Consider the following 12,818-nt stretch of genomic DNA (forward strand, 5'->3'; position numbering starts at 1 on the left):
AAGCGTGACTTTTCACGTCACCGGATCCCGCGGGCACCAAGGGGGTCGGCAGGATCGCCCCATGAGTGCAGATTTCGAGACTGAGCGACCTGCGGTTCGTCGCGCGGGGTGTGACTCGCACCGTTAGGTGGCGGTGTTCTCGCGCCGCTAGGTGGCGTTGATGCCGATCACTGCGAGTCATACTTCGACCTCGAAAGGGACTGCCCCGGCTTCGGTTGACTCCTGATCTGAGGAGACTGATCGGTCTCCTTTGTGAGAGGATGCGTCACCGTGCCGAAGCCCTACCCCGAAGAATTCCGTCGCGACGTGGTAACTCGACCACGACGTCGTACAGATCCGGGCTGGATGTGACCGGTGTCTACCGGTCGTCGCGGGCGGCTCGGGTCTGCTCCTGAAACTCGGGGTCGGCGGTTGCGACCTCCCGGGCTTCGCGGCTCTCCCAGTGGGAGGCGTTGATGATCTGAAACCGTGTCTCAGATGATCGCGCTCTGTGCAATCGGGAGTCGAGGAAGCCGGGCTTCGTACTCATCAGCGCGGCACGTGCCGCCCAGCGGGCGGCGAACGAGTCCGCGTGTTCGGTGTCGATCTCGAAGACGTTGATAAAGGTGACGGTCGCGTCGGACATGTTCTGCGAGTTGGTGTGTGCGGTCACGGGGACTCCTGACGGATCGATGGGTCGGGGTATCCGGCGATGCGGGCCGGTTTCCCGGTGTTCAGGCGCTGCCGCGGAGCACGGCAATATGGAGGATGTGAGGGCGGATATGGCCCCCTACCTGCCAGACTTTGATGAGACCACTCGGTCTGTAAGTTGTCTGTAGGTGTTGTAGGGCGAGACCTCCGATTCCGCTAATTGTCAAGCTGCAGAGGATGATTGCGACGTTTCGGGCGGTTGGCCGAAGGCCTTGATCGGGTCGTAGGGCTGGCGGGTTTGCAGGCAGTGATAGAGCTGTCCGAGCATCTTGTTGAACAGGTGCCGGACTGCGGGGGCGTGGCGGTCACCGTGGTCGCGGCGATGTCGGTAGTGCCCTCGGGCTGGGCCTGGCAGAACAACCATGGTGGTGGCCCAGATCCAGCCGACGGCTGCCAGGCGGTCGTTCTTGATTCGCCGGTGGGTGATAGTGATCGTTTTGCCGGATGCCCGGGTGATCGGGGCGGATCCGGCGTATGACTTGAGTGCGCGGGCGTCGGCGAATCGCTTGCGGTCGTCGCCGATCTCGGCGAGTATCCGGGCCCCGGTGAGGTCGGCCAGGCCCGGAAAGCTGGTGATGACGGTGTAGTCCGGGTGTTTACGGAATTCCTCGGCGGCTGCCTGCTCCAGGTCGTCGGCGCCGGCGCAGGCGGCGTCCAGCGCGGCCAATAGCGCCATCGCCTGGCGGCCCATCGCCTTCTCCACTGGTTCGGGCTGCCGCAGCTGCCAGGCCCGCAGTCCCTCGACGATCTCGGCGGCGAGCTCGTCGATTCCGCGTTTGCGACCGGCCCGCCGCAGCGCCGCGCTGACCCGGGCCTTGGTCATCTTCGCCCCATGGGCGGGGGTTGCCGCGATGGCGAGGACGGCGCGTGCTTCCGGTTTGGCCAGATTGGTCGCGGATCTGACCGCGAAGGTGGCCAGGAACGCCGGGTAGTACTCGCGCAGCAGGCTGCGCAGCTCGTTGCCAGCTTTGGTGCGTCGCCAGATCGCGTCCTGCTGGGCCCGTGCCAGCACCGAAATCGCTTGAGCGAGTGTGCTATCAGCCGGGAGTTGGCGGTGCAGATGGGCGTCGACGCGCAGGATGTTCGCCAGTGTCATCGCATCGGCATGGTCGGACTTCGCGCGGGCAACGCTGTAACGCTCGCGGTAGCGGGCCACGGCCAGCGGATTGATCGCAAACACCGGCCGCCCGGCCGCGCGCAGAGCGGCGACCATCAGGCCGCGCGGGGTCTCGATCGCAATCGGTATCAGGTCGTCGGCGTTATCACCGGCGTCGGCAAGCAACCGAGTAAGCTCGGCGAAACCCGTTGGGTCGTCGGCGATCCGCTTCTTCGTGACGAGCGTGCCGTCGTGGTCGACGATCGCGATGTCATGGTGCCCTTCGGCCCAGTCCACGCCGCAGAATCGGTTCAAATCGTCCTCCATCAGGTGAGCTATTCTCTGCTGGTCCGAAAACCCGGGCGAGAACGCGCAGCGCTCTACTTACAAGCCTCGATGGGCTGGCCTCCGATGAGCTGTTCGCGATCCCAGCTCACCGGCGCGACGCCGGTCTAGCTCAGAGCTCGAAGCTCCCGAATGACAAGGCGTTTGGTCGTGCGAGCGGGCTCGAACCACGAGCAATCCCACTACAAGCCGACAGCGGCTGGGCGCAGGCGAGCGGGGTGTGTCCCGCGCGCCCGGCCGCGTCTGCTGCCGTCGCCAACTCCCCGGTCTCGCCCGAGGGCTATGAGCCCCAATCAGAGAAAGAGGTTCAGGTGACGGCAGGTCTCACGGTCGAACGAGATAAGTAGATCAGGGATATCGAGCAAGGTGACTACGTAGTCCGGTGTCCGCGCGTGGCGCCGGGTGCTGGCGACCGCAGTCCGCCACGTGCACCGCGCAGGTGAGGAGCTTCGACAGCCGAAGCGTGTGAGTGAAGCTGGATGGACCATAAGAACCGCTTGTTCGCTCAGTGGTTTCTGCATGATCTCGGCGGCCTGTGGATTGGTCGAGAAGATGTTCGCGGTTCTTGGACCAGCAGGCGCTGATCCTGGCCAGAGCTGATTGAGACGATCACGTTGTCAGCGCACGGCGGGGGTGGATGGCATCGGGATGGCATCGGCTCGATGGGATCACCCTTCTCGCGCGGCCACGCCAGAACAATATTTGGGAGGGGGTTTGCGACATCCTCACCGTCACCCTGGGCGCTTTCAAGCCCACATGTGCGGTCCTGCCGAGCTACGACCGGCAGTGTGAAGCGTTCAGGGTTTGCGTGCTACCGCGGCGTACTGCATGACGTCGCGGTCGCGCTCGGCAAGAGCCTGCTCGGACAGGGTAATCCACGCCGGGTTAGGTCGCCATCGGTGCGGTGTGGTCAAGCCGGGGGCGAGGAAGTCGAGCCCCTCGAAGAACCGCAACACCTGTGCCCGGTTACGCAACACCAGGGTCACGCCGTTGGTGTTGCATACTGCGGCCAGACGTGCGGATCCCTCGGGGTTCAGATCGGCCGCGGCGTGAGACCCGATCAGATACGAGCCTGCCGGTAGCGCGTCGACCAAGGTGTGCACTGCCGGGTAGGCGTGCTCGTCTGAGACGAAGTGTAGCAACGCGATCAGGCTCAACGCGATCGGCTCGGTGAAGTCGAGGGTGGCACGAAGCTCCTCCGCGCCGAGGATCGATTGCGGGTCGGCAACATCGGCGTGAACGTAGTCGATGCGGCCCTCGTCGGTGCCGAGCATCAATGCCCGCGAATGAGCCAGCACCAGCGGGTCGTTGTCGATGTAGACCACCCGGGCGTTCGGTGTGACCGCCTGGGCGACCTGATGCAGGTTCGGCGGAGTCGGCAGGCCGGTACCGATGTCGAGGAACTGCCGGATCCCCGCCTGGGCGATATGGCGGATCGCGCGGTGCATAAAGTGCCGGTTGGTCAATGCCGCGATCCGCGCGTTCGGGTACACCTTCTCCACCTCTGCGGCGGCTTGTCGGTCGGCCTCGTAGTTGTCCTTTCCACCGAGGAACCAGTCGTACATTCTGGCACAGTGGGGGTGGCCGAAGGGCGGATTCAGCTCCGAGAAGTGGACATCGCGGTGATCGGGTATCATGGATCGCACCTCCCTGCTCCGAAAACTCTTGACACCAAGGGTAATTCGAATGCGAAAAGCGATATGACAACCGCATCCTACCGCCAGCGGTCTGCGGAGATGGCCCGAACGGCAATTGAGGCTACAGTGGTCTTCGAGCCGGATGTGTTCGCGGCCGAACGCGGACAAGCGGACAGAGTCCTCGGCGGCATCAACTGCAGCCTGATGGATGCGCCCATCGATCAATGTCGGTCCTTTGACCGTGCGGTTCGGTACCAAGGCAACGACATTCACCATCGACTCCGATACCCAGATCACGGCCATCTCTCCGACGGGGACAGGCACGGTGAACGTCACCGTCGCCGCGGAGCTGGACGGCACCAGCAACCCACTGCCCTACACCTACGTCTGACGGCGGGTGTGGCTGGGCCGTCGGTGGGCATTGCCTGCCGACGGCCCAGTCGCGTCGCGGTCCAGCAAAGCATCGCCGTCAGGACGGATCCTGACGGCGGTGGCGCTGTGACGCCGACGCTCAACATGCGCCTTTCGGCGAGTGACTAGCTGCGGTACCGGTGGACGTAAGGGGGAGCGGTAGCGCCCCGGCCGCAGTGCGCGGCGGGATCACATGACCGCCAGTATGACGTGAGGGTCCGACCCTGCTCAGCGGCCGGTACAGCCTGCGGGGCGGCGAGCTGGCCGGTGGCCAGATTGCCGGCCGCCCTACGCACGCCTTTGGCGGCGGCGACCTCGCAGGCATGGGCGGCGCGCTCTCGCATGAACACTCGTTCCATGTGATGGAGCGATCCGCTCGACGGTGTTGCGGCGTGTGCTGCGTTCGCTGGTGTGGTTCGAAGCGCTCGTTGCAGACACGGAAACCCGTCGTTGTCGCGGGCCGGCTCCATCGCTTCGGGCGCCGCGACCACCGTTACCTCGGACAGTCGGTACCCCACCCGTCCTCGTCGGGCTGCACCCGCACAGACATGGGCGCCGGGTACTGCGCTCACCGTACGGGAGACCGGCCGAACCCGAAAACGGAAACAAACCGGACGAAAACGGACCGGGGGATGCATTGCCGAAGTGCCTGCGCCGGAGGGTTACTGGGGATGGGCGGTTGTTACGGGGCCGGGCCTGTGCTGCTGCGGGAGAACTCTTTTCACTGATCATCGGTAGAAAGGCAAGACAATGGCGCCTGTAATCACCTCGCTGACACCGTCTTCCGGCCCTGCGGCGGGTCTGAACTCTGTCATCATCACCGGATCTGGATTCAGTGGTGTCGGCCCGTTGACTGTCCGGTTCGGCACGACGGCAACGACATTCACCATCGACTCCAATACCCAGATCACCGCCATAGCTCCGCCTGGAACCGGCACGGTGAACGTCACCGTGCAGGCGCTACTGGACGGCACGAGCAACCCGCTGCCCTACACCTATGCTGGGGTTCCTACCTTGACCAGCATCAGTCCTGCCTCGGGGTCGGCGGCTGGTGGGACCACGGTCGTGCTGACCGGAACAGCCCTGACGGGTGCGACCGCGGTGAGTTTCGGTGGCACACCGGCAACTTCGTTCACCGTCAACTCCTCGACGCAGATCACGGCAGTGACGCCCGCCCATTCGGTCGGGACGGTATCGGTCACCGTCACCACCCCCGGTGGCACCAGTAACGGTGTCTCGTACACCTACGTTGCGGTGCCGACGCTGACCACGATCGCCCCGAACGCGGGTCCGGTGGCCGGTGGGACCACGGTCGTGCTGACCGGGACGAATCTGACGGGTGCGACTGCGGTGAGTTTCGGTGGCACGCCGGCGACTTCGTTCACGGTGAACTCGTCGACCCAGATCACCGCCGTCGCTCCTGCCGGGTCGGCTGGGACGGTACTGGTCACGGTGACCACCGTGGGCGGAACCAGTAACGGTGTCTCCTACACCTACGTCGCGGTGCCGACCCTCACCACCATCGCCCCGAACGCCGGTCCGGTGGCAGGTGGGACCACGGTCGTGCTGACCGGAACAGCCCTGACCGGTACGACCGCGGTGAGTTTCGGTGGCACGCCGGCGACTTCGTTCACGGTCAACTCGTCGACCCAGATCACGGCGGTGACGCCCGCCCATTCGGCCGGGACGGTACTGGTCACGGTGACCACCGTGGGCGGAACCAGTAACGGTGTCTCCTACACCTACGTTGCGGTGCCGACATTGACCACCGTCGCCCCGAACGCGGGTCCGGTAGCCGGCGGGACGACGGTCGTGCTCACGGGCACGAATCTGACGGGTGCGACCGTGGTGAGTTTCGGTGGCACACCGGCAACTTCGTTCACCGTCAACTCCTCGACGCAGATCACCGCGGTGACGCCCGCCCATTCGGTCGGGACGGTATCGGTCACCGTCACCACCCCCGGTGGCACCAGTAACGGGGTCTCCTACACCTACGTTGCGGTGCCCACCCTCTCCACGGTGGTGCCCAACGCCGGTCCGGTGGCCGGTGGGACCACGGTCGTGCTCACCGGAACAGGTCTGACGGGTGCGACCGCGGTGAGTTTCGGTGGCACACCGGCGACCTCGTTCACCGTCAACTCCTCGACACAGATCACCGCCGTCGCCCCGGCCGGCACGGCTGGAACGGTGTCGGTCACCGTCACCACCGTCGGTGGAACCAGTAACGGCGTCTCCTATACCTATGTTGCGGTGCCGACGCTGACCACGATCGTGCCCAACGCGGGTCCGGTGGCCGGTGGGACGACCGTCGTGCTCACCGGAACAGGTCTGACGGGTGCGACCGCGGTGAGTTTCGGTGGCACGCCGGCGACTTCGTTCACTGTGAACTCGTCGACGCAGATCACTGCGGTCGCTCCCGCCGGTGCGGCGGGGACGATACTGGTCACGGTCACGACCGTGGGTGGCACCAGTAACGGGGTCTCCTACACCTATGTTGCGGTGCCCACGCTGACCACAATCGCCCCGAACGCTGGTCCGGTGGCCGGCGGGACGACGGTTGTGCTGACGGGGACGAATTTGACGGGTGCGACCGCGGTGAGTTTCGGTGGCACGCCGGCGACTTCGTTCACTGTGAACTCGTCGACGCAGATCACTGCGGTCGCTCCCGCGGGTTCGGCCGGGACGGTGTCGGTCACGGTTACGACCGTGGGTGGAACGAGTAACGGTGTCTCCTACACCTATGTCGCGGTGCCGACGCTGACCACGATCGTGCCCAACGCGGGTCCGGTGGCCGGCGGAACCACGGTCGTGCTCACCGGAACAGCCCTGACGGGTGCGACCGCGGTGAGTTTCGGTGGCACACCGGCGACCTCGTTCACCGTCAACTCGTCGACACAGATCACCGCCGTCGCCCCCGCCGGTGCGGCCGGGACGATACTGGTCACGGTCACCACCGTGGGTGGAACCAGTAACGGGGTCTCCTACACCTACGCGGCGGTGCCCACGCTGACCACCATCGCCCCGAACGCCGGTCCCGTGACCGGCGGGACGACGGTCGTGCTCACCGGAACAGCCCTGACCGGAGCCACCGCGGTGAGTTTCGGTGGCACACCGGCAACCTCGTTCACCGTGAACTCCGACACCCAGATCACCGCCGTCGCTCCCGCGGGTTCGGCCGGAACGGTGTCGGTCACCGTCACCACGGCGGGTGGCACCAGCAACGGCGTCGCCTACACCTACGTTGCGGTTCCCACCCTTACCACGGTGGTGCCCAACACGGGTCCGGTGGCAGGTGGGACGACGGTCGTTCTCACCGGGACGAATCTGACCGGTGCGACCGCGGTGAGTTTCGGTGGCACACCGGCGACCTCGTTCACCGTCGACTCCGCCACACAGATCACGGCCATCTCCCCCGCCGGTGCGGCCGGGACGATACTGGTCACCGCCACCACAGCCGGTGGAACCAGCAACGGGGTCTCCTACACCTACGTCGCGGTACCCACCCTCACCACGGCGGTGCCCAACGCAGGTCCCGTGGCCGGCGGGACGACGGTCGTGCTCACCGGCACGAACCTGACCGGTGCGACCGCGGTGAGTTTCGGTGGCACACCGGCGACCTCGTTCACCGTGAACTCCTCGACCCAGATCACCGCCGTCGCCCCCGCCGGTGCGGCCGGGACGATACTGGTCACGGTCACCACCGTGGGCGGAACCAGCAACGGCGTCGCCTTCACCTATGCGGCGGTGCCGACGCTGACCACGGTAGTGCCCAACACAGGTCCGGTGACCGGTGGCACCACGGTCGTGCTCACCGGGACGAATCTGACGGGTGCGACCGGAGTGAGTTTCGGTGGCACACCGGCGACTTCGTTCAGTGTCGACTCCGCCACACAGATCACGGCCATCACCCCCGCAGGCACGGCCGGGACGATACTGGTCACCGTCACCACCGCGGGCGGAACCACCAACGGGGTCTCCTACACCTACGTCGCGGTCCCCACTCTGACCGCCATCGCCCCGAACGCGGGTCCGGTAGCCGGCGGGACGACGGTCGTGCTCACCGGAACAGGACTGACCGGAGCGACCGCGGTGAATTTCGGTGCCACACCGGCAACCTCGTTCGTCGTCAACTCGTCGACGCAGATCACGGCGGTCACCCCTGCCGGCACGGCAGGGACGATACTGGTCACCGTCACCACCGCGGGAGGAACCGTCGACGGCGTCTCCTTCACCTACGCGGCGGTGCCCACCCTGAGCACGGTCAGTCCGACTTCGGGCACGGCAGCCGGCGGGACCACGGTCACCATCACCGGGACGGCACTGACAGGCGCCACCGCGGTCAGTTTCGGTGGCACACCGGCGACTTCGTTCAGTGTCGACTCCGACACCCAGATCACGGCCATCACCCCTGCCGGGGCGGCCGGGACGATACTGGTCACCGTCACCACCGCGGGAGGAACGAGTAACGGGGTCTCCTACACCTACATCTGACGGCTGGTGCGGCTGGGCCGTCGGTGGGCAATTGCCTGCCGACGGCCCAGCCGCGTTGCGGTCGCAGGTGTGGGGGCCGCCTGTCGATGTTCGAATGTCGGCTGCCAGGAGAAAGGGTTCTGGCGCGGGAAGCGTGACGGTGCTGGTGGGCGTGTTGGTGTTCGACCGTGGCCGATGGGAATAGTGACATGCGTGCGCTGGTGATCTTGTTCGAAAGTTGTTGCCACACTTGGATTCCGTGGTGATCAGCGACGTCCGGAGCGACGCCGATGGGGTGGTCGTAGAGGCTGCGGTTGCCACGTCGGTGGCCCAGTGCCCTGGATGCGGAGCGGTGTCCGGGCGTGTGCATTCCCGCTACCGCCGCCGGTTGGCTGATGCGGCGGTTGCCGGGCGGACGATGGTTCTGTCGCTGGTCGTGCGGCGTTTCTTCTGCGGGAATACCGACTGCGCGGCAAGAACTTTCGCCGAACTGGTGGACGGGCTCACCACCAAGCGGTCACGCCGGACCAATCAGCTGACCTCGATGCTGACCGCGATCGGGCTGGCCCTGGCCGGACGCGCCGGTGCGCGTTTGGCGCGGCGGCTCGGGTTGTCGGCCAGCCGGGACACCCTGCTGCGGCTGGTGCGTGGAGTCCCAGATCCGCCGGTCGGTGCGGTAAAAGTACTGGGTGTCGACGATTTCGCCGTCAGGCGCGGTCGCAGGTATGGCACCGTGCTGCTGGATATGGCCACGCATCGCCCGATCGACATCCTCGCTGATCGGGAGGCCGGCACCTTGGCGGCATGGCTTTCAGCGCATCCGGGGATCGAGGTCATCACCCGGGATCGCGCCGGAGCCTATGCCAACCCTCAGGAATTGCATCAAACGGGCGAGGGCGTCCCAATTCCCTGATGGATTCCGAGGTTTGACGCTAACGCTCCGTCATCGAGTTATGCGCCTTTGACCTGCCGATTTGTTGCGTGTCTCCCGTTTGATGCATGATCATCCCGCTATCCGGGCGAGTCTTGGAGGTGGGTTGCGGCAGGTCGATCTGGCGGGTGCGGCGCACCTGGAGCTGGTGTCGGGTGTGGTGCAGTTGCGCCCGGAGGACGCGATGCTCGAGGCGATGATGCGGGGCTGGCGCGCGCAGCAGACAGCTCGTGGATTGCGGCTGGAGACGATCGCCGAGCGGGAGCGGCTGGTGCGCCGGTTTGTGGAGTTCACCAACGACTACCCGTGGCGGTGGATGCCATCGCATGTGGATGAGTGGTCGCTGTCCTTGACCGGTGAACGGCATCTGGCTCCGTCCACTATCCGTGCCTATCAAGGGACTTTGCGCCTGTTCAACGAGTATCTCTGTGATGGCCGGTACGGCTGGGCGTTGGCGTGTGAGGCCGAGTTCGGGCCCGGCGAGCACCCGGTGATGATCGTGCACGAGTGGAATTCGATCGCTCATCTGCAGTCCTACGAGGGTGACCCGGAGGCGCGGCCGTTCACCCGTGAGGAGTTGCAGCGGTTCCTGGATTACGCGGATGACCAGGTCGACCGCGCTGTGCGTGCGAAGCGCAAAGGTGCGTTAGCGGCGTTTCGAGACGCGACCTTGTTCAAAGTGATGTACGGCTGGGGGCTGTTCTCCGCGGATCAACCGGTGTACGACGCTGCGATTCTCTGAAGTTTGTGCAGCTCAGAGGCTGGCGTTGGAGACGTTAAGCACAGCAACAGGTGTGGTGCAAGTGGACACTCCGATACGTTCCCAGCTCCAGCGAGGAGGTCGGTCCGAGGCTGACGAACCAACCATCAGCAGGAGTGTTCGACCATGTCGAATACTCACATGAGTGGGGTGTGCGACGTCGGTCGCACCGTCCGGTCGGGAACCCCTGTATGTTTTGGAGTCCCATCGGCCGGTGCGGTGGATGGGGCCCGGTTCGCTTCAGAAGGTTGCCGTGTGAGTCGCCAATCCCAGATCGGCGCGAATCTCGGCGAGCATTGCCGTAAACGATCCCTTGAATGGCATCGTCTCGCTATCCCACGAATCCCAATCATGGTTTGTTCCAGCAGCTTTCGTGCCCATTACATCAACCAGCTCATCAACCTCCTTGGCAGCTTCGGCGACGCGGGGCGCTCCGTAAACCAAGACGGCCAAGAACGCGTCGTTCCACTGGTCCAGAGCCGATGCAGCAGCTTCACTGGACCTACTCCAGTTTCTGGGGTCGTCTGTGGCATCGGGAAGCTCTGTCGCGGCCAGCGCCGCTTGCACCCGGAAGACGTCCCAAAACGCCTTGGCCACTCCAAGGTAAGCGGCCGCTCGCTGATCTCGCCGCCACCGTGACTCCTCGGCCCGGCTATCCCAGAAACGGCCCACAGCAATCCCGAACAACCCCGCAAAGCCAGCTATAAGAGCCGTGATCATGAATCCCGTCCTCCCGCAACGTATACGGCCTGATCTTATCGCCGCACGTTGGCGGCACTACCCCCAAGCGACCAGGGTGGACTGGCGGGTTATCGGGGCCGGGCTGCTGTGTTGAGCCTGGCCATGAGTTCGCGGTTGGTGGTGCGGGCCGCGTCGAGGTCGTCGTCGCGTTCGTCGAGTTGCTGCTGTAGGTCGAGGTTGTGCTGTTCAAGCCGGTTGACGCGCTGGTGGAGGGCATCGACGTCGGCGGGTGCGCCCAGCCCGGACTCGTGCCAGGTCTGCTCGCCGAGCGCTTCGGACAACCGCTTCTCCAGTTGCTGGATGCGGGCGGCGAGCCGGGCGGCTCGTTCGTGGGCGGCGAGAAGGTCGGCTTGCAGCGAGGTGCGGGTGACCACAGGCCTGGTGCCGCTGCCGACGCAGGTGGATGGATCTGCCTGCTGTGCATGGATTTTCTCCAGCAGGGCGGGACTCGGCGGCAGCCGTTATGCGCTCGATGCGTCAACCCCGATCCGGCGTTCTGGAACGCTGCGGCGCCTGCGGAATCACCTGGCAACTCACCACCACCGAATGCGCGAGATGCTCACTCGACCGCAAGCTCCGAGGGATCCTCACCGCCGCCGACGGCACCCTCGCACCGGAGTTGAACCTATTGCGAGACACGCTCGTCCAGGTCAACCGCCCCGACCATGCACTGGACTGGTTGAACAAGACCGGCGTTCGCGACACCCTCCGAGCCGTCGCCGCGCACCACACCATCTCCCACGAGACCCTCGACGCGTTGCCGCCGAACGGCACCGTCGAACACCTACGATCGATGCTGGTGGCAGCCGGAGCGCTGGCGCCCCGAGACCAGCGTCTGACCGCTCTCGAACGCTGGATCGACCAAGCCGTCAACGATCGCAAATCCTTTGAGCATCAACGTGTTCTGCGCGAATATGCCGTCTGGCACCACCTGCGTCGGCTGCGCGGGCGCCTCGACGGGCAGCCTGCCGGCACCCTGCAGGTGAGAAACGTCCGTCGCCACGTCACCGCCACCGCGGCCTTCCTGGACTGGCTCGACTCCCAGGAACTGTCCCTGGCCACATGCACGCAAGGCGACCTCGACCAATGGTTCGCGTCCGAACCCAGCCGGGCGGACCACACCGCGAGCTTCGTGCGGTGGGCCGTGGCCCACCGCCGCGCATCCCGCTTGGCCGCGCGGGCAACGCGCTGGAACGGCCCCACCGAGGCGCTCGACCAGGACCGCCGATGGGCCGACGCACGCCGACTTCTACACGACGGCACATACCCGGTCGCCGACCGGGTGGCCGGGCTCCTGATTCTTCTCTACGCCCAAAAGCTCAGCGCCATCACAGGATTGACGACTCAGCACATCCGTCACGAAGAAGATCAGACGTTCTTGTTCCTCGGCACCCGCCCCATCGTGCTGCCACCGCCGATGGACGACCTGGTCGGCACGCTGATGGCCAGACGCAAGCCGCCCGGAAGCGTCCTGGTCAACATCACTTCGGACTGGCTGTTCCCGGGCCGATGGCCAGGACAACCCCTCACTGAGGATTCGCTCGCGCGGCGCCTACGAACTCTCGGCATCCGCCCTTCTCAAAGCCGAAAGACCGCGCTGTTCGCGCTCGCTACCGAAATACCAGCTGCGATCCTGGCCAAGACGCTCGGAATCCACATCAAGTGCGCGATCCAATGGCAGCAACTGTCCTCCGGAGACTGGGCCGCCTACGCCGCCGAAGTCGGCCAACGAAACGC

At 65.5% G+C, this 12,818-nt stretch carries 9 protein-coding genes and 2 pseudogenes; 6 read left to right on the top strand and 5 right to left on the bottom strand.

The features are described 5' to 3' along the window. Positions 1-358: 358 nt before the first annotated feature. From ABH933_RS45040 to ABH933_RS45050, 3 genes are all read right to left on the bottom strand, one after another. Positions 359-652, bottom strand: a complete 294-nt coding sequence (locus ABH933_RS45040; RefSeq protein ID WP_429429247.1) for an antibiotic biosynthesis monooxygenase family protein — start codon at positions 650-652, stop codon at positions 359-361. A gap of 201 nt (positions 653-853) precedes the next feature. After that, positions 854-2,116, bottom strand: a complete 1,263-nt coding sequence (locus tag ABH933_RS45045; RefSeq protein WP_429429251.1) for an IS110 family transposase — start codon at positions 2,114-2,116, stop codon at positions 854-856. A gap of 812 nt (positions 2,117-2,928) precedes the next feature. Further along, on the bottom strand, positions 2,929-3,768 hold the full coding sequence (locus ABH933_RS45050; RefSeq protein ID WP_429429245.1) for an SAM-dependent methyltransferase: 840 nt from the start codon (positions 3,766-3,768) through the stop codon (positions 2,929-2,931). A gap of 241 nt (positions 3,769-4,009) precedes the next feature. On the opposite strand from ABH933_RS45050, the gene ABH933_RS45055 reads away from it, so the two are divergent. The 5 genes and pseudogenes from ABH933_RS45055 to ABH933_RS45075 all read left to right on the top strand — a co-directional run bounded on the left by ABH933_RS45055 (position 4,010) and on the right by ABH933_RS45075 (position 10,322). Continuing rightward, positions 4,010-4,159, top strand: coding sequence for an IPT/TIG domain-containing protein (locus tag ABH933_RS45055; protein ID WP_429429249.1), 150 nt, complete (start codon positions 4,010-4,012; stop codon positions 4,157-4,159). A 770-nt stretch (positions 4,160-4,929) separates the two neighbouring features. Then, positions 4,930-5,118 (top strand): annotated as a pseudogene (locus ABH933_RS45060) (IPT/TIG domain-containing protein); the annotation flags it as partial. Next, positions 5,119-8,670, top strand: coding sequence for a beta strand repeat-containing protein (locus tag ABH933_RS45065; RefSeq protein ID WP_429455332.1), 3,552 nt, complete (start codon positions 5,119-5,121; stop codon positions 8,668-8,670). A 274-nt stretch (positions 8,671-8,944) separates the two neighbouring features. Next, entirely contained in the window at positions 8,945-9,562 is a 618-nt protein-coding gene (locus ABH933_RS45070) for an ISL3 family transposase (protein WP_429455334.1), read from the top strand. 124 nt (positions 9,563-9,686) lie between these two features. Next, positions 9,687-10,322 (top strand): hypothetical protein, encoded by a 636-nt coding sequence (locus ABH933_RS45075; protein ID WP_429429239.1) that lies wholly within the window; start codon positions 9,687-9,689, stop codon positions 10,320-10,322. Between the two features lie 258 nt (positions 10,323-10,580). Here ABH933_RS45075 and ABH933_RS45080 read toward each other — a convergent pair whose 3' ends face one another. Further along, positions 10,581-11,060, bottom strand: a complete 480-nt coding sequence (locus ABH933_RS45080) for a hypothetical protein (protein ID WP_429429237.1) — start codon at positions 11,058-11,060, stop codon at positions 10,581-10,583. A gap of 89 nt (positions 11,061-11,149) precedes the next feature. Further along, positions 11,150-11,455, bottom strand: a complete 306-nt coding sequence (locus tag ABH933_RS45085; protein WP_429429235.1) for a hypothetical protein — start codon at positions 11,453-11,455, stop codon at positions 11,150-11,152. 98 nt (positions 11,456-11,553) lie between these two features. Here ABH933_RS45085 and ABH933_RS45090 point away from each other — a divergent pair. Beyond that, positions 11,554-12,818 (top strand): annotated as a pseudogene (locus ABH933_RS45090) (hypothetical protein); the annotation flags it as partial.

The sequence above is a fragment of the Nocardia sp. GP40 genome, from assembly GCF_050434125.1.
Lineage (GTDB): Bacteria > Actinomycetota > Actinomycetes > Mycobacteriales > Mycobacteriaceae > Nocardia > Nocardia albiluteola.